The 26,946-nt window shown below is 60.9% G+C and carries 28 protein-coding genes and 1 tRNA gene; 11 read left to right on the top strand and 18 right to left on the bottom strand.

Annotated elements, in window-relative coordinates:
• Nucleotides 1-82: 82 nt before the first annotated feature.
• The gene (rlmH, locus tag RLCC275e_RS21460; RefSeq protein ID WP_033181993.1) at nucleotides 83-565 is read right to left on the bottom strand and encodes a 23S rRNA (pseudouridine(1915)-N(3))-methyltransferase RlmH; all 483 of its coding nucleotides are present in this window, start codon (nucleotides 563-565) and stop codon (nucleotides 83-85) included.
• A 118-nt stretch (nucleotides 566-683) separates the two neighbouring features.
• Nucleotides 684-1,127: a ribosome silencing factor gene (gene rsfS, locus RLCC275e_RS21455; RefSeq protein WP_032984631.1), complete on the bottom strand. Its 444-nt coding sequence runs from the start codon at nucleotides 1,125-1,127 to the stop codon at nucleotides 684-686.
• Between the two features lie 210 nt (nucleotides 1,128-1,337).
• On the opposite strand from rsfS, the gene RLCC275e_RS21450 reads away from it, so the two are divergent.
• Nucleotides 1,338-1,715, top strand: a complete 378-nt coding sequence (locus tag RLCC275e_RS21450; protein WP_033181992.1) for a winged helix-turn-helix domain-containing protein — start codon at nucleotides 1,338-1,340, stop codon at nucleotides 1,713-1,715.
• Here RLCC275e_RS21450 and modC read toward each other — a convergent pair whose 3' ends face one another.
• From modC to obgE, 7 genes are all read right to left on the bottom strand, one after another.
• Entirely contained in the window at nucleotides 1,716-2,783 is a 1,068-nt protein-coding gene (gene modC, locus RLCC275e_RS21445) for a molybdenum ABC transporter ATP-binding protein (RefSeq protein ID WP_033181991.1), read from the bottom strand.
• Nucleotides 2,780-3,481, bottom strand: a complete 702-nt coding sequence (gene modB / locus RLCC275e_RS21440) for a molybdate ABC transporter permease subunit (protein ID WP_033181990.1) — start codon at nucleotides 3,479-3,481, stop codon at nucleotides 2,780-2,782. Before modB ends, modC begins: the two co-directional genes overlap by 4 nt.
• A 94-nt stretch (nucleotides 3,482-3,575) precedes the next feature.
• Complete coding sequence (gene modA / locus RLCC275e_RS21435) at nucleotides 3,576-4,367, bottom strand: molybdate ABC transporter substrate-binding protein (protein WP_033181989.1); 792 nt, start codon at nucleotides 4,365-4,367, stop codon at nucleotides 3,576-3,578.
• A gap of 524 nt (nucleotides 4,368-4,891) precedes the next feature.
• Nucleotides 4,892-5,572, bottom strand: coding sequence for a nicotinate-nucleotide adenylyltransferase (locus tag RLCC275e_RS21430; protein ID WP_033181988.1), 681 nt, complete (start codon nucleotides 5,570-5,572; stop codon nucleotides 4,892-4,894).
• Nucleotides 5,547-6,830: a glutamate-5-semialdehyde dehydrogenase gene (locus tag RLCC275e_RS21425; protein WP_033181987.1), complete on the bottom strand. Its 1,284-nt coding sequence runs from the start codon at nucleotides 6,828-6,830 to the stop codon at nucleotides 5,547-5,549. The genes RLCC275e_RS21430 and RLCC275e_RS21425 overlap by 26 nt, the downstream gene beginning before the upstream one ends.
• Complete coding sequence (proB, locus tag RLCC275e_RS21420) at nucleotides 6,823-7,992, bottom strand: glutamate 5-kinase (protein ID WP_033181986.1); 1,170 nt, start codon at nucleotides 7,990-7,992, stop codon at nucleotides 6,823-6,825. The genes RLCC275e_RS21425 and proB overlap by 8 nt, the downstream gene beginning before the upstream one ends.
• Nucleotides 7,979-9,067: a GTPase ObgE gene (gene obgE, locus RLCC275e_RS21415; RefSeq protein WP_033181985.1), complete on the bottom strand. Its 1,089-nt coding sequence runs from the start codon at nucleotides 9,065-9,067 to the stop codon at nucleotides 7,979-7,981. Before obgE ends, proB begins: the two co-directional genes overlap by 14 nt.
• An 84-nt stretch (nucleotides 9,068-9,151) precedes the next feature.
• On the opposite strand from obgE, the gene RLCC275e_RS21410 reads away from it, so the two are divergent.
• Entirely contained in the window at nucleotides 9,152-10,018 is an 867-nt protein-coding gene (locus RLCC275e_RS21410) for an endonuclease/exonuclease/phosphatase family protein (RefSeq protein WP_033181984.1), read from the top strand.
• A 190-nt stretch (nucleotides 10,019-10,208) separates the two neighbouring features.
• On the opposite strand, the gene RLCC275e_RS21405 is transcribed toward RLCC275e_RS21410, so the two are convergent.
• From RLCC275e_RS21405 to rplU, 4 genes are all read right to left on the bottom strand, one after another.
• Nucleotides 10,209-10,796, bottom strand: coding sequence for a GNAT family N-acetyltransferase (locus tag RLCC275e_RS21405; RefSeq protein ID WP_033181983.1), 588 nt, complete (start codon nucleotides 10,794-10,796; stop codon nucleotides 10,209-10,211).
• Nucleotides 10,793-11,449 carry a GNAT family N-acetyltransferase gene (locus tag RLCC275e_RS21400; RefSeq protein ID WP_033181982.1) on the bottom strand — a complete coding sequence of 219 codons (657 nt, stop codon included), beginning with the start codon at nucleotides 11,447-11,449 and terminating at the stop codon, nucleotides 10,793-10,795. Before RLCC275e_RS21400 ends, RLCC275e_RS21405 begins: the two co-directional genes overlap by 4 nt.
• A 126-nt stretch (nucleotides 11,450-11,575) precedes the next feature.
• Nucleotides 11,576-11,845 carry a 50S ribosomal protein L27 gene (gene rpmA, locus RLCC275e_RS21395; protein ID WP_003543909.1) on the bottom strand — a complete coding sequence of 90 codons (270 nt, stop codon included), beginning with the start codon at nucleotides 11,843-11,845 and terminating at the stop codon, nucleotides 11,576-11,578.
• 33 nt (nucleotides 11,846-11,878) lie between these two features.
• Nucleotides 11,879-12,196: a 50S ribosomal protein L21 gene (gene rplU, locus RLCC275e_RS21390; protein ID WP_012759478.1), complete on the bottom strand. Its 318-nt coding sequence runs from the start codon at nucleotides 12,194-12,196 to the stop codon at nucleotides 11,879-11,881.
• Nucleotides 12,197-12,500: 304 nt separating this feature from the next.
• Between rplU and RLCC275e_RS21385 the strand changes: the two genes are divergently transcribed.
• Nucleotides 12,501-12,590 (top strand) — tRNA-Ser (locus RLCC275e_RS21385).
• Between the two features lie 206 nt (nucleotides 12,591-12,796).
• On the opposite strand, the gene RLCC275e_RS21380 is transcribed toward RLCC275e_RS21385, so the two are convergent.
• Nucleotides 12,797-13,357, bottom strand: a complete 561-nt coding sequence (locus tag RLCC275e_RS21380; RefSeq protein ID WP_033181981.1) for a DsbA family protein — start codon at nucleotides 13,355-13,357, stop codon at nucleotides 12,797-12,799.
• Between the two features lie 36 nt (nucleotides 13,358-13,393).
• A complete protein-coding gene (locus RLCC275e_RS21375) occupies nucleotides 13,394-14,830 on the bottom strand; it encodes a DUF6880 family protein (RefSeq protein WP_033181980.1) in 1,437 nt (478 codons plus the stop codon).
• 201 nt (nucleotides 14,831-15,031) lie between these two features.
• Between RLCC275e_RS21375 and RLCC275e_RS21370 the strand changes: the two genes are divergently transcribed.
• Entirely contained in the window at nucleotides 15,032-15,286 is a 255-nt protein-coding gene (locus RLCC275e_RS21370) for a DUF2934 domain-containing protein (RefSeq protein ID WP_033181979.1), read from the top strand.
• A gap of 33 nt (nucleotides 15,287-15,319) precedes the next feature.
• Here RLCC275e_RS21370 and RLCC275e_RS21365 read toward each other — a convergent pair whose 3' ends face one another.
• Both RLCC275e_RS21365 and RLCC275e_RS21360 read right to left on the bottom strand, forming a co-directional pair.
• Complete coding sequence (locus RLCC275e_RS21365; RefSeq protein ID WP_033181978.1) at nucleotides 15,320-15,889, bottom strand: GNAT family N-acetyltransferase; 570 nt, start codon at nucleotides 15,887-15,889, stop codon at nucleotides 15,320-15,322.
• 139 nt (nucleotides 15,890-16,028) lie between these two features.
• On the bottom strand, nucleotides 16,029-16,673 hold the full coding sequence (locus tag RLCC275e_RS21360; protein ID WP_033181977.1) for a ThuA domain-containing protein: 645 nt from the start codon (nucleotides 16,671-16,673) through the stop codon (nucleotides 16,029-16,031).
• 266 nt (nucleotides 16,674-16,939) lie between these two features.
• Between RLCC275e_RS21360 and galE the strand changes: the two genes are divergently transcribed.
• Both galE and RLCC275e_RS21350 read left to right on the top strand, forming a co-directional pair.
• Entirely contained in the window at nucleotides 16,940-17,923 is a 984-nt protein-coding gene (gene galE / locus RLCC275e_RS21355) for a UDP-glucose 4-epimerase GalE (RefSeq protein WP_011654001.1), read from the top strand.
• A complete protein-coding gene (locus RLCC275e_RS21350; RefSeq protein ID WP_033181976.1) occupies nucleotides 17,901-19,460 on the top strand; it encodes an alkaline phosphatase family protein in 1,560 nt (519 codons plus the stop codon). The genes galE and RLCC275e_RS21350 overlap by 23 nt, the downstream gene beginning before the upstream one ends.
• A gap of 6 nt (nucleotides 19,461-19,466) precedes the next feature.
• On the opposite strand, the gene RLCC275e_RS21345 is transcribed toward RLCC275e_RS21350, so the two are convergent.
• Nucleotides 19,467-19,964, bottom strand: a complete 498-nt coding sequence (locus tag RLCC275e_RS21345; protein WP_033181975.1) for a DUF1993 domain-containing protein — start codon at nucleotides 19,962-19,964, stop codon at nucleotides 19,467-19,469.
• Nucleotides 19,965-20,339: 375 nt separating this feature from the next.
• Here RLCC275e_RS21345 and RLCC275e_RS21340 point away from each other — a divergent pair, with 375 nt between their 5' ends.
• The 5 genes from RLCC275e_RS21340 to RLCC275e_RS21320 all read left to right on the top strand — a co-directional run bounded on the left by RLCC275e_RS21340 (nucleotide 20,340) and on the right by RLCC275e_RS21320 (nucleotide 26,932).
• Complete coding sequence (locus RLCC275e_RS21340; protein WP_130712128.1) at nucleotides 20,340-21,269, top strand: sugar ABC transporter substrate-binding protein; 930 nt, start codon at nucleotides 20,340-20,342, stop codon at nucleotides 21,267-21,269.
• A gap of 71 nt (nucleotides 21,270-21,340) precedes the next feature.
• Nucleotides 21,341-22,882, top strand: a complete 1,542-nt coding sequence (locus tag RLCC275e_RS21335; protein ID WP_033181962.1) for a sugar ABC transporter ATP-binding protein — start codon at nucleotides 21,341-21,343, stop codon at nucleotides 22,880-22,882.
• A gap of 34 nt (nucleotides 22,883-22,916) precedes the next feature.
• A complete protein-coding gene (locus RLCC275e_RS21330) occupies nucleotides 22,917-23,942 on the top strand; it encodes an ABC transporter permease (RefSeq protein WP_003543867.1) in 1,026 nt (341 codons plus the stop codon).
• Nucleotides 23,943-24,192: 250 nt separating this feature from the next.
• Complete coding sequence (locus tag RLCC275e_RS21325) at nucleotides 24,193-25,251, top strand: dipeptidase (RefSeq protein ID WP_033181961.1); 1,059 nt, start codon at nucleotides 24,193-24,195, stop codon at nucleotides 25,249-25,251.
• A 37-nt stretch (nucleotides 25,252-25,288) separates the two neighbouring features.
• Nucleotides 25,289-26,932, top strand: a complete 1,644-nt coding sequence (locus tag RLCC275e_RS21320; protein WP_033181960.1) for an ABC transporter substrate-binding protein — start codon at nucleotides 25,289-25,291, stop codon at nucleotides 26,930-26,932.
• Nucleotides 26,933-26,946: the final 14 nt, after the last annotated feature.

Genomic DNA, 26,946 nt, shown 5'->3' with positions numbered 1-26,946 from the left:
ACGGGTGGCCAAGCAAACACGGCTGCGTGACATTGCGACGCATTGCCGGGGTATCGGGCCGACGCATCAGGCTGATGCAGTATCAGACGCGGTGATAGGGATGACCGGACAGGATGGTGACGGCACGATAGAGCTGCTCGGCGATCAGCGTGCGCACGAGTTGGTGCGGCCAGGTCATCTTACCCAGGCACAACGTGGCGTCGGCACGGTCGTAAAGGGAGGGATCGAGGCCGTCGGCACCGCCGATCGCGATGGTCAGCTCGCGTTTGCCCTGGTCGCGATAGGAGCCGAGCAGGTTTGCGAAGGCTTCGCTGTCGAGCGCTTTGCCGCGTTCATCGAGAAGAATGAGGATGCTGCCATCGGCAAGCGATTTCAGAAGCATCGCCGCCTCTTCGCGCTTGCGGGTCTCCGCATTGGAGGCCCGGCTTTCGGCAACTTCGGCAACGCGGGTCAATTCGAGGCCGACGGCAGGGCCGGCCTTGGCGAAACGGTCGAAATAACGGGCGGCAAGATCCTTTTCTGGGCCGGACTTCAGCCGCCCCACCGTAAAAAGACCTATTCGCATTCATCCGCTCCCGCTCATGCGGCACATCGGGCGCACACTACGCCACCGGCCGGCTTAAGATGTCTGCCGGCCAGCCAATGCCACGTCTCAGGCGCCGGACAGAATGCCGGCTCGCCTGTCAGTGCCGTGTTTCTTCATCCATATCCGGAGCCGCCCACATCTTTTCGATGTTGTAGAACTCGCGGATTTCGGGACGAAACACATGCACGATAATGTCACCGGTGTCGATCAGGACCCAATCGCCGCCTTCTTGACCTTCGACGCGGGCCGTACCGAGGCCGTCGTCCTTAAGATCGGTGAGCAGGTGATCCGAGATCGCCATGACATGCCTGTTCGAGCGGCCGGAGACGACGATCATGTAGTCTCCCAGCGCCGATTTTCCGGCAATGTCGATGGTGACGATATCTTCAGCTTTGGAGTCCTCGAGGCTGGCGAGGACGGTTTCTAGGGCACGGGCGGCGGCATCGGCGCCACGTTCCGCACTCTTCGGGATAACGGCGAGCGTCTTTCCCTTGGCGTGTACTGTTGTCAGTGCTTTCCCTTTCCTGGAATGACAAACTATGCACAACACAGATCCGATCACGACCGGATCATGGTTAAGATAGGCATCAAACCATTAATGTTTCAAGACATGCTAAGGTACGGAACGGCCGAAAATCCGATCTGCCGTTCGAATTGAAGTATTTGGCTGCTCGGGGCGGCCTCGTGCGGGCGGTGTACAGTTTCCATGCCGCAGCGTAAAGTGCGGGAAATTCCACGATCTCCAGATTCAATGACCGACTCAGCCGCAAAAACACTCGTGCCTGTCCTGCGAATCAGCTTCCCGGACGAGGATCGTCTTGGCCACGGCAAGATGGAACTGCTGGAGCATATCCGCCAGACCGGATCGATCTCGGCGGCGGGGCGGGCGATGGACATGTCCTATCGGCGGGCGTGGCTGCTGGTCAGCGAGATGAACCGGATGTTTAACGAACAGGTGGTGGAATCGCAGCGCGGCGGGCAGAAGGGCGGCGGCGCGGCGCTGACGCCGTTCGGCGAGGAATTGCTCGGGCGTTTCCGCCGGATGGAAAGGACGATGCGCATGAGCCTTGCCGACGATCTCGCCTGGCTCGAGGGCAAGCGCAACCTGCAGCAGGGCGAGCGCGGCTGATCAGGCCTCCAGGGCAACTGTCTTGATGACGGCGAAGACCGCCCTTCCCGGTCGAAGATCGAGACGCTCGCAGGACAATGTGGTGATCCGGGAAAGAATGATATCGCCGCCGCAATCGAGCCGGATTTCCACCGTTCCGTCCTCGGTCGAGGACATCCCGTCTATCCTTGCTTCCAGGATATTCAGCGCGCTCAGCCCCTCGGGCCTTGCGGTCGCCAGCATGACATCGCGGGAGGGAATGCGGATGCGGACCGATTTGCCGGGCGCAAGGGTCGCGCCCGGAATATGGAGCTGGCACGATTTCAGCGCGACCGTCGATAGACGGTGTCGCGCATCGAAGCTTTTCACCGTGCCTTCCAGCAGTGCGCCGGCCTCGCGCCGGTCGGAGGCGGTGGAGGGGCGGCTCAATATGTCGATGGCGGGGCCTGTCGCTTCCACCTTGCCGTCACGCATGACGACGACCTGGTTTGCCAGCCGCGCCACCTCGGCGATCGAGTGACTGACATAGACGATCGGGATGTCGGTTTCGTCGCGCAATCGCTCGAGATAAGGCAGAATCTCGGCCTTACGCGCCTCATCGAGGGCGGCGAGCGGCTCGTCCATCAACAGCAGGCGGGGCGAGGAGAGAAGCGCGCGGCCGATGGCGACGCGCTGCTTCTCGCCACCGGAAAGTTTCGAGGGGCTGCGCTCCAGCAGCGTCTCGATGCCGAGCAGGTCGACGATGCGGTCGAAGCTCTCGCCGTGTGCCGGTCTTGCTGCGAACCAGCGGCCATAGGAGAGATTGGCGCGAATGCTCAGATGCGGGAAAAGCCGGGCCTCCTGGAAGACGTAACCGAAGCGGCGGCGATGTTTCGGGACGAAGATACCGGTTGCGGTTTCGGTCAGGGGCTCGCCGTCGAGGACGACGCGGCCTTCGTCCGGGCGGGCGAGGCCGGCGATGATGCGGATCATCGAGGTCTTGCCGGAGCCGGAGCGGCCGAACAGCGCGGTGACGCCACGCTCGGAGATGAAGGCGGCATCGAGCGAAAAGGCGCCGAGCCTCTGTTTTGCCTCGACGATCAGCGTCATTCGGGATCGATCCTCCGGCCGGCGAGACGGGCGAGGAATTCGGAGGCGAGCAGGGCGGCCATCGAAATGACGACGGCGACAAGCGTCAGGCGGAGCGCGCCGGCATCGCCGCCCGGCACCTGGGTGAAGGTGTAGATCGCCGCCGACAGCGTCTGGGTTTCGCCGGGAATGTTGGAGACGAAGGTGATCGTCGCGCCGAATTCGCCCATCGCCTTGGCAAAAGAAAGGATCATGCCGGCGATGATGCCGGGCAGGGTCAGCGGCAGGGTGATCGTCAGGAAGATCCAGACAGGGCCGGCGCCGAGGGTTCCGGCCGCCTCTTCCAGCTTGCGATCGACCGCCTCGATCGACAGGCGGATGCTGCGCACCATCAGCGGAAAGGCCATGATGGCGCAGGCCAAGGCCGCGCCCGTCCAGCGGAAGGAGAGAACAATGCCGAAATACTGGTCGAGTGGGCTGCCGATCGGACCGCGGCGGCCAAACAGGATGAGGAGAAGAAAACCGGTGACGACTGGAGGCAGGATCAACGGCAGATGAACGACGCCATTCAGCACCGACTTGCCCCAGAAGCGGCCGCGGGCAAGCAGGAGGGCGACGAGGATGCCGAAAGGCAGGCTCGCCAACATGGCGACAATCGAGACGCGCAGGCTGAGCAGGATCGCCGTCCATTCCTCATTGCTCAAGCCCAACATATCCAAATTCAGCCGTCTCCTCAGAAAATTGAAAGCTGGCCAAGGCGAGCCTTCACGCTAAGCTGCGGCAGTCGATTCCGCAATCATTTCAGGCTCCCGACTATTTCAGGATGGTGAAACCCTGCGCCGTGAAGAAAGCGGCGGCCTCGTCGGATTTCAGGAAATCGAGATAGGCTGACGCATCCGGGTTCTTGCTCTCGGCAAGGATTGCGACCGGATAGACGATCGGCGGGTGGGAATCGGCGGGGAAAGTGCCGACGATGGCGACACCCTTATCGGCTGCGGCATCCGTCTGATAGACGATGCCAAAGGGCGCTTCGCCGCGCGAGACGAGGGCAAGGGCGGCGCGGACGCTTTCGGCGCCGGCGACCTTGGTTTCGACCGATTTCCAGACGCCGAGCTTTTCGAGCGCCGCCATGCCGTATTTGCCGGCCGGAACGGATTTCGGTTCACCCATGGCAAGCTTGCCGTCACCCAAAAGCCCGGCGAGATCGAAGCCTTGCTTGATCTCGACTGGTTTTGCCTTGGCCTTTTCGGCAACGAGCACAATCTTGTTGCCGAGCAGGTTGGAGCGGGTATCGGCCTTGATCAGGTTCTTCTTGGCGACATAGTCCATCCAGTCGAGGTCGGCCGAGATGAAGATATCGGCGGGTGCCGCGTTTTCGATCTGCTTGGCCAGCGCCCCGCTCGCCGCATAGGAGGCGACGGCTTCCTTGCCGCTTTCCTTTGCCCACGCGGCATTGGCAGCGTCGAGCGCATCCTTAAGGCTCGCCGCGGCAAAGACGGTGAGCTTTTCGGCGGCGGCGGCAGGCGTCGAAAGCACTGTCGCGCCAAGCCAGAGGGCCGCGATCGCGGCGGTTGCCAGTTTCATCCATTGGCGGCGGTTTTGCATGACTTATTCCCCAGGGTTCGAAATATTGCGACGAATATAACGAGCCGCTCGCCTTGGCTAGGGATATATCCAGGAAAATATAACCCTATCGGGCGCTCGCGTTCGCAGCGGGCAATGTTCACGCATTCGTGAGGTGCATGGCTTCCGCCGAAAGTGAGATCAGCAGTTCGAAAATACCTGGGAGTCAGTTTGCAAACGGCAAGGACTCCCGGCGACCGGGACTGGTTCTTTAATTTTTGCTAATAAAAACGGCAATGGGAAAGCCAAATTCACCTCGAGATTTGCATCTGATGCATTGCTGCAATGCACCAATCGATATTCTCCTTTTTGTCGAATATGGTAGAACATACTCATCGAAACGGCTTCTCCTCCTCCCATAGCCGTTCGATAGGGTCGACAACACTCCTCCTCCCAGTTGTCGATCGAGTTTATAAGCCCGACGGATCCTCCCCCGTCGGGCTTTCTCGTTTTCGGGATCTTCTGAAATCAGGCCGGCGCATGCGTCTTGCTGGGCGCGCGGCGCTCTATTCGGCGTCGCCGTGCGACGAGCCGTTGCGGATTGCCGTCGAGCTCAGGCCGGAGCGTGGTCCGTGGATGAAGGTCCAGGCCGGCGCACGTTTCTTCCAGAGAACACGCGCATCATCCTCGTCGACACGGGCGAAATCGAAGGTCCTGGCCATTTTCGATGACAGGAAGGACAGCGTCGCGCCCGGCCGATCGATCACCGCGATCGGGAAGGTGCGGGCAATTTCCTGCCATTTCTGCCATTTGTGAAAGGTCTGCAGGCTGTCTGCGCCCATAATCCAGATGAAATGCACATGCGGATTGCGGGCCTTGACGCGGGCAAGGGTGTTGGCGGTGTAGCTGGTGCCGAGCGTCTGTTCGAAGGCGGTGACCTTGACGCGCGGATTGGCGGCAACACGCTCGCTTTCGGCAATGCGCTCGGCAAGCGGGGCGAGCTGGTTGCGGCTCTTCAGCGGATTGCCCGGGGTGACCATCCACCAGAGCTGGTCTAGGCCGAGCCGCTTGATGGCGATTTCAGCGACGAGCGCGTGGCCCTGATGCGGCGGATTGAACGAGCCGCCGAACAGACCGACGACCATGCCGCGCTCGCTGTGCGGCATGCGGAGATAGTGCCGGTCCAGTTTCTCGATCGCCACGTCAGGCTCGGTCGTCACGTCAGGGCCGCGTCTGTCCGGCACCATGCACCCGATATTTGAAAGAGGTGAGCTGTTCGACGCCGACAGGGCCGCGGGCGTGCATCTTGCCGGTGGCGATGCCGATTTCCGCACCCATGCCGAACTCGCCGCCGTCGGCAAACTGCGTCGAGGCATTGTGCAGCAGGATCGCCGAATCGACTTCGGTGAAGAAACGCGCGACGACGGCGGGGTCCTCGGCGATGACCGCCTCGGTGTGGTTCGAGGAATATGTCTGGATATGGGCGATGGCGCCTGATATGCCGTCGACGACGGCAACCGAGATGATCGCGTCGAGATATTCCGTCGACCAGTCCTCCTCGGTCGCGGGCTTCAAACCCGGTGCGGCCTTCAGCACTGTTGGCGAAGCGCGGATTTCGCAGCCGGCCTCCGTCAGAACCTCGAGCAGCGGCGTCAGATGCGTGCCGATCGCAGCACCATCGACGAGCAGGGTTTCGGCCGCACCGCAAATACCGGTGCGGCGCATCTTGGCGTTGACGATGATCTTCTTGGCCATCTCGATATCGGCCGAGGCATCGACATAGATATGGCAGAGGCCTTCGAGATGGGCAAAAACCGGCACGCGGGCCTCGCTCTGCACCCGGGCAACCAGGCTCTTGCCGCCGCGCGGCACGATGACGTCGATGGCGCCGTCGAGGCCACGCAACATGGCGCCGACGGCGGCACGATCGGTGACCGGCACGAGCTGGATAGCATGCTCTGGAAGTCCCGCCGCCTTCAGGCCCTCGACCAGGCAGGCATGGATAGCCTGCGATGAACGGCGCGAATCCGAGCCGCAGCGCAGGATGACGGCATTGCCCGCCTTGAGGCAGAGGGCGCCGGCATCTGCGGTGACGTTCGGCCGGCTTTCGAAGATCACGCCGATGACGCCGAGTGGCGTACGGACACGCTCGATCTTCAGCCCGTTTGGCCGGTCCCAGGCGGCGATGACTTCGCCGACCGGATCGGCAAGAGCGGCGATGGCGCGGATTCCCTCGGCCATTTCGGCTATGCGTTTGTCGTTCAACGTCAGCCGGTCAACGAAGGAGGCAAGCATCTCGGTGCCTTCGATGTCCTTCAGGTCTTTGGCGTTCTCGGCAAGAATATGCGCCTTGTTCGCCAAGATCGCATCGGCCATGGCATTCAGCGCGCTGTTCTTGGCCTCGGTGGACGCAAAGCCCAGCGGTCGTGCGGCGGCCTTTGCCTTGCGGCCGATATCGTTCATCAGCACGGCAATGTCAGGGCCTGGCGCAACGGTATCAAGCATAGCTCGCGTCCTTCTTCTGCCTTTCCGATTTCGAACCGACCTGCGCGGTCATCACCATGTCGTCGCGATGGACCATGGCGGCGCGTCCGGCATAACCGAGAATGGCCTCGATCTCCGCCGACTTGCGGCCGGCAATCCGACGGGCATCGTCGGCATCGTAGCTTACAAGGCCGCGGGCGATCTCGCGGCCGGCCGGGCCGATGACCGCCACCGTATCGCCGCGGCTGAAGAGGCCGGAAACGCTGCGCACGCCGGCGGGAAGCAGGCTCTTGCCGGCCCCGAGGGCTGTGACGGCGCCGTCATCGACATGCAGTTCGCCGGCCGGCTGCAGCTGGCCGGCAATCCAGGTCTTGCGGGCGGTAACGGGTGTGCCCGACGGCGCGAACCACGAGGAACGCGCGCCGTTTTCGATTGCCGACAGAGGATTGTCGGTCTTGCCGGAGGCGATGATCATGGCGCAGCCTGATGCCGTCGCAATCTTGCCGGCATCGATCTTGGTGCGCATGCCGCCGCGCGAAAGCTCGGAGGCCGCACCGCCGGCCATCGCCTCGATCTCGGGGGTGATTTCGGCAATCGTTTCCAGGAACGTCGCGTTCGGATCGAGATGCGGAGGCGCGGTGTAGAGGCCGTCGATGTCGGAGAGAAGGATGAGCAGATCGGCGCCGGTCATCGTCGCGACGCGGGCGGCCAACCGGTCGTTGTCGCCATAGCGGATCTCGCTGGTGGCGACGGTGTCGTTTTCATTGATGATCGGCACGGCGCCGATCTTCAAAAGCTGATTGATGGTGGCGCGCGCATTGAGATAGCGGCGGCGCTCCTCGGTATCGCCGAGCGTCAGCAGGATCTGACCGGCGACGATCTCGTCGCGTGACAGGCTCTCCGACCAGGCGCGCGCCAGCGCGATCTGGCCGACGGCCGCCGCCGCCTGGCTTTCCTCCAGCTTCAGCGCGCCCGAGGGCAGGTCGAGCACCGAGCGGCCGAGCGCGATTGCGCCCGAGGAGACGACGAGCACGTCGATGCCCTTGGCCTTCAGGCCTGAGATATCGGCGCACATGGCGTCGAGCCAGGCTTTCTTCAGCCCGGCCTTGCGGTCGACCAGAAGCGCAGAGCCGATCTTGATGACGATGCGGCGGTAGCGGCCAAGCGGCTTACGGCTGGTCATCGTCCTCGTCCTTGTCCTCGCCCTCATCGGTGACGACCATGTCGCGATGGCGCAGCTTCGGCACCTTGGCCGGCTTCTCCTCGGTATTGGCTTCGACGATGATGTCGCGGAGTGCGCGCAGCACTTCGGTCATGCCCTTGCCGGTGACGGCCGAAATCTGGAACGGCGTCTTGCCGCAGGCCTTGGCCAATTCCTTGGTCTTCTTCTTCAATTCGGCATCATCGAGCACGTCGATTTGTGATAGCGCCACGATTTCAGCCTTGTCGGTCAGATCGTTTCCATAGGCTTCGAGCTCGTGCTTGACCGTCTTATACGCCTTGCCGACCTTTTCCTCCTGGGCGGAAATGAGGTGGAGCAGCACGCGGGTGCGCTCGACATGGCCGAGGAAACGGTCGCCGATGCCGACACCTTCATGGGCGCCTTCAATCAGGCCCGGAATGTCGGCAAGGATGAATTCGCGCTCGTCGATGGTGGCGACGCCGAGATTGGGATGCAGCGTCGTGAAGGGATAGTTGGCGATCTTCGGCCGAGCCCGGGTGACTGATGCCAGGAAGGTCGACTTGCCGGCATTCGGCATGCCGACGAGGCCGGCATCGGCGATCAGCTTCAGGCGCAGCCAGATGGTCTTTTCCTCGCCGGGCAGGCCGGGATTGGCCCAATCCGGCGCCTGGTTGGTCGAGGTTTTGAAATGGGCGTTGCCGAAGCCGCCATTGCCGCCATGGGCAAGACAGTAACGCTGGCCTTCGACAGTCAGGTCGCAGATCAGCGTTTCCTGGTCTTCCTCGAAGATCTGGGTGCCGACCGGAACCTTCAGCGTCACGTCGCTGCCGTTGGCGCCGGTGCGGTTCCGGCCCATGCCATGGGTGCCGATCGTCGCCTTGAAATGCTGCTGAAAGCGGAAATCGATCAGCGTGTTCAGGCCGTTGACGGTCTCGACCCAGACGTCACCGCCGCGTCCGCCGTCGCCTCCGTCAGGGCCGCCGAACTCAATGAATTTCTCGCGTCGGAAGGAAACGCTGCCGCCGCCGCCGTCCCCGGACTTGATATAGACCTTTGCTTCGTCGAGAAATTTCATTTTACTTCCAATATTCAGTGGCAGTTGGACGGCCCGTCTTGGCCCATTCGATATAGGCGGTTCCGACGGAGGTCAAAGATTATCGTGAATTTTGCGAGCTATAACATACAGTACGGCTTCGGTCTCGACGGCAGATACGATCTGGCGCGCATTGCCCGGAGTCTCGAGGGTGCCGATGTCATCGCGCTGCAGGAGGTGACCCGAGGCTTCTCCCGCAACGGTTTTGCCGACATGGCAGCCGATGTTGCAGCCTTTTTTCCCGACTATTTCTGGGTGTATGGGCCGGCCTGCGACATGCATGTCGAAGCTGATGAAGGCGGGCTCCAGCCGGTGCGCGGGACCCGTTTCCAGTTCGGCAACATGGTGCTGTCGCGCTGGCCTGTTGTCTCGACCCGGACGCTGCTTCTGCCGCGCAGCCGCACGATCGGCAAGATCAACCTGCAGCGCGGCGCAACCGAGGCTGTGATTGCCGCACCCGGCGGTGCGATCCGCGTCTACTCCGTGCATCTCGACCACGTCTCCGCCGACGAGCGCATCCGCCAATTGGAATTCTTGAACGCGCATATCAATGCCTTCGTCCAGGAGGGTGGGTCGCTGACGGGGGGTGGTGAATTTGATCTGCCGGAGCCGCCGCTGCCGGAGGATTACGTCATCATGGGCGATTTCAATTTGGAGCCGGAATCGCCGGAATATTGCGCGCTTGCCGGTGCCGGCGGCGGATATTACGGCCGGGTGGCGAGGATCGGCACGCCGGTCGACGCCTTTGCGGCGCTGAAGGCTTACTCTCCGAAGAGCTACAGCTGGATGGATCCCGAAGATCACGGCAAACGCATGCATCTCGATTATTGCTTCGTCAGTTGCGGCCTGCAGAGCCGGTTGAAATCCGCCCGGATCGATACGCAATCCGAGGGTTCCGATCACTTTCCCCTATGGGTCGAGATCGGCGATTGATGGAGACGCCGCCGGTGCGGCGACGTCTGCTTTCTAGACCTGGAGCATGATGTTGTCCGAAAACCGCATACACTTTTCGGCATCATGCTTACAGCGCCGCGCGTCTTTTCAGACGCGCAAAGGACGCTGTAACACTTTGAATGCTGCATAATTTATCCTCAAATCGATTCCGATTTAAGGAATTATGCAGTCAGGCGACCTTCCGCGGCTGCAGCATGCCCGGCTGCAGCACGGTTTCGATGTGCGACACCATCGTGTTGCGGGCGAAACAATAGATTTCGCCGCAACCCGTCATGCGGAAACCGAGCTTCTCCTGCAGTCGCAGCGAGGCCGGGTTGTCGGCGAAGACGCCGGAATGAACCGGCGTCTCCGGCATGCGGCGCGAGAAGCGCTCGATGATCGCTGCCACCGCCTCGCTCATATAGCCGCGCCGCCAGTAATAGCGGTTCAGCCAGTAGCCGAGGTGCCAGCGACCGTGGCGCAGCTCGATCGAGACGTTGCCGATATGGACGTCGTCCTTATCGGTGATCGCCAGCGGCCAGTCGGGCAGGGTGCCCGAGGTGACCGGGATCAGCCAGTCCAGCGCATCCTGCCGGTCGAACGGCGCGGGTACGCGGGACAGCATGCGCGTGACCGCGAAATCGGAAAGCGATTCCGCGATCGCAGGCGCATCGCTCAGCCTGTGGGGGCGGAGCGTCAGCCGGGCGGTCGAGATAACCGGCGCGGGGCCGGGCATCATCGGCCTGGCCTCCGGCCTTTGCAGCGCAGTCGTGCTCATGCGATGTTCCCCCAGCTTCGGAGGGACATCCAGGTCTTGCGGTCGAGCCTGTACCATTCGACCGGCACGTTGCTGCCGAGCGCCAGCGAGGCTGCGAGCCCCGAACCCTGGAACTGGAAGCCGCACTTCTGGATGACGCGGCGCGAGGCGACGTTCATGACCCGGCAACGGGCGTCGATCTGATCGACGTCCTGACGGGTTCTGAACACCATATCGACCAGGGCATGGCAGGCCTCGGTCATATAACCCTTGTTCCAATAGGGCTCGCCCAACCAGTAGCCGATCTCGACGGTCTTGCCGTCGGTCTGCGGCTCCACACCGCAGCAGCCGATAAAGGCGCCATTTTCAGCCTTGGTGATCGCATAGACGCACTTGCCAATCTCGCCATTTTTCGTGCGACGCACGAAGTCGGCAGCATCATCGGCGGTATAAGGGTGCGGCATACGCGATACCATGGTGGCGACTTTGGCGTTATTGGCGAGATGGGCAAGGGCGTCGATGTCTTCTTCGTGGGGCGCGCGCATGACGAGCCTTTCCGATAACAAGACAGGGCAATCGGTCCTTAACCGTTCCGGCCTCAGCCGTTCTTCGGAAGACCGCTGGTCTTCCCGGGGAGACCGTGATTGGTCTACCCTTAACAATTCGCCTTGCATGGTTCAGTCCTCCTTGAGGGGTAAAGAAAAAGGGGAGATGGCGCCCCATCTCCCCTGTTTTCTAGACTGAACCTGATACGGCCAGCCGGGTCGATGAGACGCCGGCTGTTTTTGAGCGCTACCGGCTTATTCCGCTGCTTCGGCTTTCGGCATGACAGACACGTAGACGCGACCGTTGGCCTTGGTTCGGTAGTTCACATTGCCGGCGGTAAGCGCAAAAATCGTGTGATCCTTGCCGAGGCCGACGTTGGAACCCGGATGCCACTCAGTACCGCGCTGACGCACGATGATGTTGCCTGCGATGACGGCTTCGCCGCCGAACTTCTTCACGCCAAGGCGCTTGGACTGAGAATCGCGACCGTTGCGCGATGAACCGCCAGCTTTTTTGTGTGCCATTGGAGTTCTCCTTTAAACCTTGTCCCGTTGATCTTACTTGGCAGCCACGATGTCCGTGATACGGACGACCGTGTGATGCTGACGATGGCCGCGCGAACGCTTCGAATTCTGACGACGGCGCTTCTTGAAGGCGATGACCTTCCTGCCGCGGTTCTGTTCGACGACTTCTGCCTTGACAGAGGCGCCGGTTACGAAGGGCGCACCGATCGCAGCGTCGGCGCCTTCGCCGATCACGAGCACTTCGGTGAATTCAATGGAGTCGCCAGCGGTGGCTTCCAGCTTTTCGATGGTCAGCACGTCGTTGGCTGCCACACGGTACTGTTTACCGCCGGTCTTGATGACTGCGAACATTTTTTATCCTTTCATGTTCGTTCCAGCGCTCCCCGCTAATTGAGCAGGTGGCTGTCTTTTTATCAGTCGAAGTTAAGCAGGGATTTCAGAGGTCTAATCCTCGAACTCGTCCTGCCGGTGAAGCCCCGCGCGAGCGCGGGATTGCCAAGGCGCGGATTTCTCCAAACCTATTGCGCAGCCGGGATACGCGAGTGACAAAAAGGTGTCAAGGCAAAAGGATGGAATGCTTCGACTTTTCGGCTTGCCAGCCTGTCATTTGCCCGTTATGAGAACGCCCGCGCCGAACAAGCGCCGACCAGACCGCGGAGAGGTGGCAGAGTGGTCGAATGCACCGCACTCGAAATGCGGCATACCTGCAAGGGTATCGTGGGTTCAAATCCCACCCTCTCCGCCATAAGCTTCCCGGGATTATCAGCGCTTTGTGATTGCCGGGATACTTCCGTGGCTGGCCGGTAGGATCGCATCCACCCCAGGGCCACACCCGCGGTGTTTCCTGAAGTCCAAAGTTGGAAAATGCCTACTGCTTGCACTGATTCCTGCATGGTATTCACGGCAGGAGACAAATAAGCAGGTGCGACCGTCTCTGGCACACGGCCGGCGTCAATTGCCCAGCGCCTTCTTCACCCAAGCGCCAACCTCATCACCGCTGCTCATGTCGGGCTGCACCAGCCCGTCGATCATGAAGGTCGGCGAGACGTGGATGCCGTTCTGCCGGGCATATTTGCAGTGCCATTTGATTTCCCGGTCGAGATCCGGGATGGCGAAGGCCTCTTTCAGCTTGACGCCGCTGTAGCCTTCCAGGCGCTCGATGATCTGGTTCGGCGTCACATCCATATTCGCGCCGCCGGCATGACGCTCGAATTCGAATTCTTCGCGATGGGCTGCAATGGCTGATATCACCTTCTTTGCAGTCTGCTTGCCGCCTTCCAACGTTGAGGCTGCGATGATGCAGCGGACGAGGACGCCCGAATACATATGCCAAGGTTGCGACTGCAGCCGGATCTTCACGGTGATCTTGTCTTCGCCGGCCTGGCCGAGCAGGTCGTCAAGCTTGTTGAACGCTCTGACCGAATAGGGGCAAGTCGGCTCCAAAAAGGCTTCGAAGATGCGGGGTCCATTGCCCCAGGTCAGTGGATCGGCGTGCCAGGAAGTGGTCGTCATGGGATTCCTCTCTGAAGGTAAAGCATCCGCAGCGACTTAGGTCACCAGGCTCCAGAAGCCATGCCTCTTGCCGTGTCGACGCTTAAGTTCTGCGACATAGATGTCATGGGATCTCGTGTTGCCGAAGTCATTGATATGAGGCGCAAGCGATGCGCAGTCCGCAAGATGCCTCGCCGCATGCTTATAGCGGCTGGACCGGCCGCTATCGAGCGCGAAATCGATCATGGAGCGCAAGAGGATGGTTGCCGCAAGCGGATGTTTCTCCGCCAGAACTTCGGCCGCCGGCGGCATCAGCTCATAGAGATTGCCATCCAGTTCCGCCTTCCGCCTCATCACGAGTTTCGCTGCCTCGGCAGGTGCCGGCCAATTCAGGAAAAATCCAAGTGCCTGATGGACGTCCGGGAAAGCCTGGGCATGGCCGAATGCTTTCTCCTCGGCCTCGAGATCGTCGAAATCCGGCAGTCGCTTGAGGAAGGCGCGGAGATGCTGATCGTGCAGCGACTGCTCGAAGCACGTCCATCTATAGGCTTGAGCCTCCTCTCGCCGCCCCAGGGCCTCGAGCGTCTCGACGCGCGCGAGCTGCCATTCGAATGGCATGTCGGCCCGGCCTGTCGCATCGACCTCATTCAGCACCTCAAGGGCTTCCCTCGCCCGGCCGGCCGAGACCAGGCGATTGGCGATGTCGGCCGCAATCATCGGCATCCTGCGCGCTTTCTCGGGTTGCTGAGCGATGTAGGCATCAACATCACCCTGGGCGTCGGCAATTTCCTGCAAGGCTATGCGCACCGTCAGATCCCGGTGCGTGCCGTAGATCTCATCTTCGTAAAGGGGGCCTGCGCTACCCCAGCCGATGACCTTGCGCTCATCCTTAGCCGGCTTGTCTTTCGGCTCCTTGGACCATTGGACGAAGAGCCTTTTCAGGCAATCGAGACCATCCTTGCCGAGAGCCGGCGCCATCGCCGCAATCAGGTTGTCGTACTGGCCGTAACCATCGTCTTGCACGGCTTTGAACACCTTCTCGGCCAGGACATTGGAGTCGATCCTGGCGGACGCGGCGATTGCGGCAGCATCCTCGCAAGCCTGATGAAAACTTTGGATGACAGAGCCGCTGCTCTCGTTGGATCTCTCAAAGATCGAATTCGCCAGTGCCAGGAACTGCCATATCAGTTCGAACGCCTCCTGGGGATCATCGGCGGCAACGATCTCTGCGATCGTCTTGCGCTGTGTTTCCAGATCGCTCTTCAGCGCTTTCACTTTGCGCCAGTTGATGATGGTGCGGGCGCGGGCAATGCTGGTAAGCCGCTTTCGCACCTCACGCGCCACCTCGGCGCCGCCGTGATTGCCGGCAAGCTCCATTCGAAGCCGTCGCTTGTGGGCAGCGCTGCCCATGCTGACCTCGATCAGCAGCTCGGCAAGGCGCTGCGCACCAAGGGATTCGAGATTCTTCGCATTGAGTGTCGTCTTGGCTGCCATCGGTCATCGCTGTCGTTTCTGCGGGTGACCCTACCCTGCAGGCGATACGAGGCCAAGGTCCCGGAATGTGTGCACGGGATAATCCCTCGGGCACCTCGGATTAGCTAAAAACTAACGCTGCCTCGTAACGACTCCTAAAGCCGGTTTTGGCACCTTGTTGCTTGTCGAATATTGCTTCCAAATTTCTCGCTGGGGTTGATTATGAGCCATAATAAAGACGCCTGGGTCAGCCAGCGCGCTTATTCACTATGGGAATCGGAAGGCAGGCCGGATGGGCGTGGGGAAAGCCATTGGGCGCAGGCGATGAGGGAGTTCGTGCAGCTGGAGCTGACGAAGGCCTCACCCGATGGAAACGATCTCATCGAGAAGCTGAAGGCAGCCGGGCGGCTGATGCGGGTCTATGACGAGGCGGCTCCCACCTTGGAGAACGACCGGCAGATCAAGGCGGCCCGCTAAGCCATATTATCAATCCCTGGGTTGCCGAAATATTCAGCGGCATTCCAGGCGAACGACCGGTCTTGCCGGCAGGCGTCTTGCCACTTCGGTGAAACCGGCATCCAGAAACATCGAGAGCGTTCCCGGATAAAGCTCGGCTACGTTCGAAGCGCGGGCTGCTTGGTCGACGGGATAGGCCTCGAGACATTCGGCTCCGTTTGCCGTCGCAAATTCGACGGCATTTTTCAGCAATAGTTGCGATAATCCCTGCCGCCGGAACGGCTTGCGGACGATGAAGCAATTGATCGACCAGACCGGCCTGTCATCGACCGGCGCAAAGGGTTTTGAACGGCGCAGCCGGTCGAAAACGATGCGCGGCGCGACACCGCACCATCCGGCCGGCTCGTTTTCATGATAGCCCAGAATGCCGGGCGGGCGCGGTTCGGTGAGCAGGCTTCGGAACCAGTTGCGATTTCCCTCGCCCCATCCTGCCTTGTAGTCGGCATTCGGGAGATACCAGTAGGCGCAGCGACAATTCCGGCCGTCGGCGCAATCGTCGAAGACCGCTTCTATGTCGGTCAGGCGGGTGGCGGTGGCGGGGGAGAAAGTGAAGCGATCCGGCATCCGGGCAAGTTATGGCGCGGGCGACGATCGGCAAGCGGCCGGCCCCATGCCGGCCGATCAGGCGGGGCTGCCCGTTCTTTAACCGCCGCCGCCGTCCGGATGTCGCTGCCAATTCTCATCCGCGGGCATCGTCCTGGCGCTACTGGCGTGCGGCCCAGCTCAGGCCACGCCGCAGGATGAGGGGCATGTAGGGATGGTCGAATTCGGCCGCGACATGGCCGAGGGCGGAATAGAAGATGCGGCCGGCGCCGAAATGGCGCTTGAAGACGACGGGCATCACCACATTGCGGGCCGCCGGATCGTAGGCGCCGGTGAAGGTGGTGGTCGCGAGGATTTCGACGGTCGGATCATAATGGAGATAATATTGCTCCGAACGATAGTCGAAATCGGGAATGCCCTCCATGACGGGATCGTCCTGGCGGGTGACGGCGACGCGGAAGTCGATGATGTTGCCGGGATGGGCGACCCAGGTGACGCCAGAGACATAACGGAAAGGGGCGCTTTCCTTGAAGGACGTGGCGAGTGCGCCGTGATGGCCGGCAAGTCCGAGACCGCCGCGCACGGCTTCGACCAGGGCAGCGGCATGAGGCTTTTCGAGCGTTTCGCCGGTAATGATGGGCACCAGCAGATCGGCTTTCGCCAGCGTCGAAGATCCGAACACGCCGAGATCGCCGGTCACCTCGACGGTAAAATCGTCCTCGCGTAAGAGATCGGCGACGATATCGGCGCATTGCTCCGGTTCGTGACCTTGCCAGCCGCCCCAAACGACCAATGCCTTCCTCATTCGCGCTCTCCCTGGCTGATGGCTGCGGACCGTTGATCATCACATGGTGGTGCAAGCGCATTAGATCGGGCCGTTATGCAAATCACGCGAATAATTCCTGTTTCTTTCTGATCCGGCACAAATGCGCAGGCGGCGGATCGCACCCGGTCGAGCGTGGCTTCGGCATTTGACGTATTGTCCGTTGACGGCGATCGCAGTTCCTTCTTTTTATTGACGTGTATCTCGTCTAGGTTTCTCCCATCTCTCGTGAAGAATAAGGGTGGTGCATGGCAGGTGAAACGGTTCTTGTCGTCGGCGGCGCCGGCTATATCGGCTCGCATACGTGCCTCGACCTGGCGAACAAGGGCTATACGCCTGTCGTCTTCGACAATTTTTCGAACGGCCATCGCGAGTTCGTCAAATGGGGGCCGGCCGAGGAGGGCGATATTCGCGATCGCGCCCGGCTGGACGAGGTGCTGGCGAAACACAAGCCGGCGGCGATCCTGCATTTCGCGGCGCTGATCGAGGTCGGCGAATCGGTCAAGGATCCGGTTTCCTTTTACGAAAACAATGTGATCGGCACGTTGACGCTGCTTTCGGCGGCACAGGCGGCCGGCATCAATGCCTTCGTCTTCTCCTCCACCTGCGCGACCTACGGCCTGCCGCAGAGCGTGCCGCTCGACGAGACGCACCGGCAGGTGCCGATCAATCCCTACGGGCGAACGAAATATATCGTCGAGCAGGCGCTTGCCGATTACGACCAGTACAGGAGCCTGCGCTCGGTGGTGCTGCGCTATTTCAATGCGGCCGGCGCCGATTTCGAGGGCCGGATCGGCGAATGGCATCAGCCAGAAACGCATGCGATACCCCTGGCGATCGACGCGGCGCTCGGCCGCCGCCAGGGTTTCAAGGTGTTCGGCAGCGACTACGAGACCCGCGACGGCACCTGCGTGCGCGACTATATCCATGTGCTGGATCTTGCCGATGCACATGTGCGCGCCGTCGAATATCTGCTGAAGGGCGGCGATTCCGTCGCGCTCAACCTCGGCACCGGCACCGGCACGACAGTCAAGGAATTGCTCGGCGCGATCGAGGACGTGTCGAACCGGCCCTTCCCGGTCGAATATATCGGCCGTCGCGAAGGCGATTCGCATACGCTGGTCGCCAATAACGACAAGGCGCGTGACGTGCTCGGCTGGGTGCCGCAGTATGATCTGTCCGAGATCATCCGCTCCGCCTGGGACTGGCATGCAAAATCCAACCAGCATTGAGCCAACCAGCATCGTGAAAGCGCGCCGGCCGAACATCCTGCTGATCACGGCGGATCAGTGGCGCGGCGATTGCCTGTCGGCTGTCGGTCATGCTTGCGTAAAGACGCCGGGTGTCGATGCGCTGGCGCGCGACGGCACCCTCTTCCGACGGCACTATGCCGGCGCGGCACCCTGCTCGCCGGCGCGGGCCACGCTCTATACCGGTCTCTATCAGATGAACCACCGCGTCTGCCGCAACGGTTCGCCGCTCGATGCCCGCTTCGACAATCTGGCCCTGGCCGCCCGGCGGGCGGGATACGACCCGACGCTGTTCGGCTACACGGATACGGCGCCCGATCCGCGCGGGATGGATGCCGGCGATCCGCATCTGACGAGCTACGAAGGCGTGCTGCCGGGCTTTACGGCCCGCCAGCTTCTGCCGGAGCACGAAAGACAGTGGCTCTCCTGGCTCAGGTCTCGCGGCCATGCCGATGCCGTCAGCCGCGATATCCATATTCCCGTCGGTGCCAGAGCCGGAGAAATTTCAAATGCGGCGCCGGCCTATTCGCGCGACGAGACCCAGACGGCTTTCCTGGCCAGCGAGTTCATTCGCTGGGTGGGCGAACAGGACGGGCCGTGGTTTGCGCATGTCTCTTTCTTGCGTCCGCATCCGCCGTTCTCTGTGCCGGAGCCGTTCAACCGGATGTTCAAGCCGGGCGAGGGACCGGCTTTTGCCCGCGCGACAAACCGCGAAGCGGAACAGGTCGGCCATCCCTACCTCGCCTATGCCATGCCGCGCGCTGACAAGGGCAGCTTTATCCACGGCGCAACGGGGCCGCTCAGCGGCTGGAACGCCGAGGATTTCGCCGCGATCCGGGCGATCTATTACGGCATGATATCAGAGGTCGATGCGCAGCTCGGCCGCATCTGGCAGGCCCTCAAGAATGCGGGCGCCTGGGACGATACGGTTGTTGTCTTCACCTCTGATCACGCCGAAATGGCGGGCGACCACTGGACTCTTGGCAAGGGCGGTTTCTTCGACGGCAGCTATCATATTCCGCTGGTGATCCGCGATCCCGCAAGCAGTGCTGCGGGTGGGGTCGTCGACAAATTCACCAGCGCTGCCGATATTTTTCCGACACTTTGCCAAAGGCTCGGCATCGACGCGAAGAACGGGCTCGATGGCCGGTCGCTCATGCCGTTTGTCAGGGGTGGCAGCGGACAGGGCTGGCGGGACGCGGCATTCTGGGAATTCGATTTCCGCGACATTGCGCATGGCGAGGCCGAGCAGCATTTCCGGCTGCGGTCCAACGAATGCAATCTCGCGGTGATCCGCGACGCGCGGTTCAAATATGTGCATTTTACGGCATTGCCGCCGCTGCTCTTCAATCTTGCCGACGATCCGATGGAGCTCGACAATGTCGCGGCGGATCCGGCCTATGCGGCGATACGGCTCGACTATGCCGAGAAGCTGCTGTCGCTCCGAGCACGCCATCTCGATCAGACGCTCGCCTATACCGAACTGACGGAAAGAGGGCCGGTGACGCACCGGCCCTGATATCACTTAGCCGAGATAATCGCGCTTGCCGATCGGCGCACCCTGGCTACGCAGGATGGCGTGGGCCGTCGCGACGTGGAAATAAAAGTTCGGCAGGGCGAAGGTGGCGATATATTCGTCACCCGGCAGCACGATACCACTCTTCCCCGGCAGGGTGATCTGGCGGGTTTCTGTGCCTTCCAGTGCTTGCGTGGAGAAGCCGGCGAGATAGGCGTCGGTCTTTGCCAGGCGCTCGCGCAGGTCGTCGAACGTCGTTTCGTTATCCTCGAACTTCGGGGCGTCGGTTGCCGTCAGGCGGGCGAGCGCAAATTTGGCGGTGTCGCTGGCGCGCTGATACTGGCCGGAGAGCGGCAGCATATCGGGCGCGAGGCGAGCGGCGACCAATATGGCAGGATCGATATTCTTTTCCTTCGCATAGGCTTCGGCCTTGTCAAGGTAGGTTTTCAGGCTGGCGAGGCCGCGCTGGAACATCGGTACGGTGAGGCGATACATCGAAATGGACATGTGTCCTGTCTCCAAAATCTTCAAATGATTGGGTCGCAGCGAGAGGTCGAAGGCGCCTGCGGCCGTGAGCCTGTCTTCGACCCTCTCATAGATGGATGCTCGTTTCGCCTTTCACAACACCGACAATGCGGGCGTTGGTCCTGAAGCCCGCATGGCATTGCGCTCTCATCCATATCCTGTCGCCGCTAAAGAGACTTGACGCCGTTCCCAGAAAATGGAATGAATATTCCGCAGAACGGATTTGACGGTTTGTTTGTTCCGTTTTTGTGGAGCGCCGCGGGAGAGGTGGCGCGGGGAATTGCGGCTTCAGAGCAAATGCCTGGAGCTCCGGCGTGAGGAGGGTGCAGCCGGGCACCGCTTTGTGGAGGAAGTAAAATGAAAAAGTTTATCCTGGGCACTGCGATGGCGCTCGTCATGTCGACGGCGGCTCACGCGGAAACTGTCGGCGTCTCGATGGCGAAATTCGACGACAATTTCCTGACGGTTCTGCGCAACGGCATGACCGATTATGCAAAGACACTGAGCGGTGTGACGCTGCAGGTCGAAGACGCACAGAACGACGTTTCCAAGCAGCAGAGCCAGATCCAGAATTTCATCGCCTCCAAGGTCGATGCAATCATCGTCAACCCTGTCGATACCGATGCGACCACGGCAATGTCGAAACTCGCGGCCGATGCCGGCATTCCGCTGGTTTACGTCAACCGTCAGCCGGTCAACGTCGACACACTGCCGGACAATCAGGCCTTCGTCGCTTCCAACGAGCAGGAATCCGGCACGCTGGAAACCAAGGAAATCTGCCGCATTCTCGGCGGCAAGGGCAAGGCCGTCGTCATCATGGGCGAGCTCTCCAACCAGGCTGCGCGCATGCGGACCCAGGACGTTCACGACGTCATCAAGACAGATGAATGCAAGGGCCTGGAAATCGTCGAAGAGCAGACGGCCAACTGGGACCGCACCCAGGGCGCCGACCTGATGACCAACTGGCTCTCCAGCGGCATCGAATTCGATGCCGTGATCGCCAACAACGACGAAATGGCAATCGGCGCCATCCAGGCGCTGAAGGCAGCCGGCAAGGATATGACCAAGGTTGTCGTCGGCGGTGTCGACGCCACGCAGGACGCGCTTGCCGCCATGCAGGCGGGCGATCTCGACGTCACGGTGTTCCAGGATGCCGCCGGCCAGGGCAAGGGCTCGCTCGATGCAGCGCTCAAGCTCGCCAAGGGCGAGAAGATCGACAAGAAGGTCTACATTCCCTTCCAGCTCGTGACGCCTGCCAACGTCAAGGACTTCGTCACCAAGAACTGAGGCGAACGCCACACAGGATGCGGGCTCTTTGCCCGCATCCTTTTCGCCTACCCGTATCCGGAGGAGATGATATGGCCGTCAGCCCGACAACCATGGCCGCCGTGCGCGCGAGCGGTGCAGTCCCGAATGCGGAATATCTCTTGAGCGCTGAGGGTGTCCGCAAGGAATTTCCTGGCGTCGTCGCACTTGACGACGTGCAGTTCCGGCTGAAGCGCGCCTCCGTACATGCGCTGATGGGCGAAAACGGCGCCGGCAAATCGACATTGATGAAGATCCTCGCTGGCATCTACACGCCGGATAAGGGCGATATTCGCCTGAAGGGGATCGAGATCCAGCTGAAATCTCCGCTCGACGCACTCGAAAACGGCATTGCCATGATCCATCAGGAGCTGAACCTGATGCCGTTCATGACGGTTGCCGAAAATATCTGGATTCGCCGCGAACCGAAGAACCGCCTCGGTTTCATCGATCACGGCGTGATGCACCGCATGACCGAGGAATTGTTTACTCGGCTCAATATCGCAATCGATCCCGATATCGAGGTCCGGTTCCTGTCGGTCGCTAACCGGCAAATGGTCGAGATCGCCAAGGCGGTTTCCTATAATTCCGACGTGCTGATCATGGACGAGCCAACTTCGGCGCTGACGGAGCGCGAGGTCGAGCATCTTTTCCGTATTATCCGCGACCTCAAGGCCCAGGGTATCGGCATCGTCTACATCACCCACAAGATGAACGAGCTTTTCGAGATCGCCGACGAGTTCTCCGTTTTCCGTGACGGCCGATATATCGGCACGCATGCCTCGACCGACGTCACCCGCGACGACATCATCCGCATGATGGTCGGGCGCGAGATCACCCAGATGTTTCCCAAGGAAGAGGTGCCGATCGGCGAGGTCGTGCTCTCCGTCAAGGATCTTTGTCTTAAGGGCGTATTCAACAACGTCTCCTTCGAGGTCAGGGCCGGCGAAATCCTCGGCGTGGCCGGCCTGGTCGGCTCCGGCCGGTCGAATGTTGCCGAAACGCTGTTTGGGGTGACGCCGGCAAGCTCCGGCTCTATCGAGCTCTACGGCAAGCCGGTGACCATTTCTTCGCCGACCGAGGCCATCCGCAATCGGATGGCGTTCCTGACCGAGGACCGGAAAGATACCGGCTGCCTGCTGATCCTCGATATTCTCGAGAATATGCAGATCGCCGTTCTGCAGGACAGATATGTCAAGGGTGGCTTCGTGCAGCAGGGCGCAGTCGAGGCAACCTGCGAAGACATGGCAAAAAAATTGCGGGTGAAAACGCCCAACCTCTACGAGCGGGTAGAAAATCTTTCGGGCGGCAATCAGCAGAAGGTGCTGATCGGGCGTTGGCTGCTCACCAATCCACGGATACTCATCCTCGACGAGCCAACGCGTGGCATCGATGTCGGCGCCAAGGCGGAAATCCACCGGCTGGTCACGGAGATGGCGCGAGACGGTGTGGCGGTGGTGATGATCTCGTCCGAAATGCCCGAGGTTCTCGGGATGAGCGACCGCATCATGGTCATGCACGAGGGACGCGTGACCGGTTTCCTCAATCGCGACGAAGCAACGCAGATCAAGGTGATGGAGCTGGCTGCGCAGTGATGCGTTGACGGCGATCGCCCAAGGGAGGTTTGACATGACTACCAAGGCAGCAGAGGGCGCGGCTCCGCTCGCAACCCGGCAAAGGCGGCGGCGCATACCGACGGAACTCAGCATTTTCCTCGTGCTCGTCGGCATCGCGCTCATTTACGAAGTGCTTGGCTGGATGTTCATCGGCCAAAGCTTCCTGATGAATTGGCAGCGTCTGACGATCATGATCCTGCAGGTCTCCGTCATCGGCATCATCGCCGTCGGCGTCACGCAGGTCATCATCACCGGCGGCATCGACCTTTCATCAGGGTCGGTCGTCGGCATGACGGCGATGATCGCAACAAGCTTCGCCCAGTCCTCGACCTGGGGACGGGCCGTCTTTCCCTCGCTGACCGACCTGCCGGCTTTCGTGCCCATCGTCGTTGGTCTGCTGATCGGGGCCGCCGCCGGTCTCGCGAACGGCGCGCTCATCGCCTACACGAAGATCCCGCCGTTCATTGCCACGCTTGGTATGTTCGTTTCGGCCAGGGGTGTCGCGAAGTGGTATACGAAGGGACAGCCGGTTTCCGGTATCACCGAGCAGTTTCATTTCATCGGAACCAAAGCCTGGCCCGTTGTCGTCTTCCTGGTCGTGGCACTGATCTTTCATATTGCGCTGCGCTATACACGTTATGGAAAGTTCACCTATGCCATCGGCGCCAACCCGCAGGCTGCGCGTGTTTCCGGCATCAACATCGAGGCGCATCTCGTCAAGGTCTATGTGATTGCGGGATTGCTTGCCGGCCTTGCCGGAATCGTCACGGCGGCCCGTGCGGAAACCGCACAGGCCAGCATGGGTGTCGGATATGAACTCGACGCGATCGCCGCGACCGTCATCGGCGGCACCTCGCTCACGGGCGGCGTCGGGCGCATCACCGGCACCGTCATCGGCACCATCATTCTCGGCGTCATGACCTCCGGCTTCACGTTCCTCAGGATCGACGCCTATTACCAGGAGATCGTCAAGGGTCTCATTATCATCGCGGCTGTCGTCATCGACGTCTACAGACAGAAGAAACGCCGCAAGCACTGATCTCTGGCATGCGATGATTTTTTACGGGGGCTTCGGCTCCCGTTTCATTTTAAGCATCGACGGATTTTTAAAAAAAAGAGGTGGCGAATTCCGTCAGCTTTTCTATTCTGCCGCTTCATTCGCCCTCTACAGCGCCGCGCGTCTGAAAAGACGCGCAAAGGACGCTGTAGCAATTTGAATGCTGCATAATTTTATCCTTAAATCGATTCCGATTTAAGGAATTATGCAGTAGGGCAGCGCAGGAAGACAGATGCAATTCGTATTTGACGGTCACAACGACGTTCTCCTTCGACTCTGGACACATTCAAAAGACGGCAGCGACCCGATCGCGGAATTCGCAGACGGCACGACGGTCGGCCATATCGATGCGCATCGCGCCAGAGAGGGCGGTCTTTCGGGCGGTCTGTGCGCCATCTATATTCCCTCGGGCGATCTCGTCTTCGCCGATCCGGATGCCGACGGTCGCTATATCACGCCGATGGCGGCCCCTCTCGATCCGTTGCCGTCCCTTGCCATCGCCAATGAAATGGCGGCGATCGCGCTGCGGCTCGATCAGGCGGGCGCCTGGCGGCTCTGCCGGACGGTGAAGGATATCCGCGGCGCCATGGCGGATAACATTTTTGCCGCCGTCATGCATATGGAAGGCTGCGAGGCGATCGGCGCTGATCTCTCGGCGCTCGAGGTATTCTACGCGGCAGGGCTGCGGTCGCTCGGTCCGGTCTGGAGCCGGCACAATGTCTTCGGTCACGGCGTGCCCTTCGCCTTCCCGATGTCGCCGGACACGGCGCCGGGCCTCACCGATGCCGGCTTCGCGCTGGTCAGGGAATGCAATCGTCTCGGTATCCTGATCGACCTTGCCCATATCACCGAGAAGGGTTTCTGGGACGTGGCGAAGAAGACGGACCAGCCGCTGGTCGCCAGCCATTCCAATGCTCACGCCCTGACGCCGGTCGCGCGCAACCTGACGGACAGGCAGCTCGATGCGATCCGCGAAAGCCGCGGGCTCGTCGGCATCAATTATGCCACCGCCATGCTGCGTGCCGACGGCCGCTCGGACAGCGATACGCCGCTTGCCGACATGATCCGCCACATCGACTATCTTGTGAACCGCATCGGCATCGACTGCGTGGCGCTCGGATCGGACTTCGACGGGGCCACCATTCCGGAGGAAATCGGTGATGCGGCGGGTAATCAGAAGCTGATTGCCGCTCTCAGAGAGGTTGGCTATGCTGACGCCGACCTGGCAAAACTTGCCCGTGAAAACTGGCTTCGCATTCTGGCCCAAGCTTGGCGGGAGGACCACGCCTAAGCCTTTCGTATCCAATCAAAAAACAGGGGAACAGACCATGATGATGACCAAACTCAGCCGCAATTTTCGCATGCTTTCCGCGGGAGCCGCTCTTTCGCTCCTGATGATGGCGGCACCCTCCGCTTTCGCCGAGACGCCGAAGGATACGCTGGTCGAAGGCTTCGCCATCGACGATATCATCACGATGGATCCGGGCGAGGCTTTCGAGCTTTCGACGGCTGAAATCACCACCAACAGCTACAGCCTGCTTGTTCGTCTCGACATGGACGATACGTCGAAGGTGAAGGGCGATCTGGCCGAGAGCTGGAGCGTTTCCGATGATGGCCTCACCTATACGTTCAAGCTGAAGTCAGGCCTGAAATTCGCCTCCGGCAACCCGATCACGGCCGAAGACGTTGCCTGGTCGTTCGAGCGTGCCGTCAAGCTCGACAAGAGCCCGGCCTTCATCCTCACCCAGTTCGGCCTGACCGGCGACAACGTCACGGAAAAGGCCAAGGCCGCCGATGCCGGCACTTTCGTCTTCACGGTCGACAAGGCCTACGCGCCGAGCTTCGTGCTCAACTGCCTGACGGCAACCGTCGCTTCCGTCGTCGACAAGAAGCTGGTGCTGGAGCATACGAAGGCGGTGACGCCAGATGCCGAGCACAAATACGACAATGATTTCGGCAATGAGTGGCTGAAGACGGGCTATGCCGGCTCCGGCGCCTACAAGATGCGCGAATGGCGCGCCAACGAAGTCGTCGTGCTGGAGCGCAATGACAATTATTACGGCGACAAGCCGAAGCTCAACCGCGTCATCTACCGCTACATGAAGGAAAGTTCGGCGCAGCGCCTGGCGCTCGAAGCTGGCGACATCGATATCGCCCGCAACCTTGAGCCGGGCGACCTCGATGCGGTGTCGAAGAATGCCGATCTGGCGACGACGAGTGCACCGAAGAGCACGATCTATTATGTCAGCCTGAACAACAAGAACGAGAACCTGAAGAAGCCGGAAGTCCAGGAAGCCTTCAAGTATCTGGTCGACTACGATGCGATCGGCGCAACGCTGATCAAGGGGATTGGCGAAATCCACCAGACTTTCCTGCCGAAGGGGCAGCTCGGTGAGCTCGACGAAAATCCCTACAAGCTCGATGTCGCCAAGGCCAAGGAACTGCTGGCCAAGGCCGGCGTACCCGATGGGTTCTCGATCACCATGGATGTGCGCAACACGCAGCCGGTGACGGGCATTGCCGAATCCATGCAGCAGACGCTGGCGCAGGCCGGCGTCAAGATGGAAATCATCCCCGGCGACGGCAAGCAGACGCTGACCAAATATCGTGCCCGCACCCACGATATGTATATCGGCAACTGGGGCTCTGATTATTTCGACCCGAATTCCAATGCCGACACCTTTACCGGCAACCCCGACAATTCCGATGCCGGCACGGTGAAGACGCTCGCATGGCGCAACACCTGGGAAGCGCCGGAACTCGACAAGCAGGCCAAGGCCGCACTTCTGGAACGCGATGGCGCCAAGCGCGCCGCCATGTACCAGGATATCCAGAAGAAGTACCTGGCAAACAGCCCCTTCGTCTTCATTTTCCAGCAGATCGAGGTGGCCGGCTACCGCAAGAGCCTGAAGGACTTCAAACTGGGTCCGAGCTTCGACACCAATTTCGTCGGTCCGATCGCCAAGGAATAGTCCGGCAGGATTGA

The organism is Rhizobium brockwellii (genome assembly GCF_000769405.2).
Taxonomy (GTDB): Bacteria; Pseudomonadota; Alphaproteobacteria; order Rhizobiales; family Rhizobiaceae; genus Rhizobium; species Rhizobium brockwellii.
This window is presented reverse-complemented; position numbering and strand designations above follow the sequence as displayed.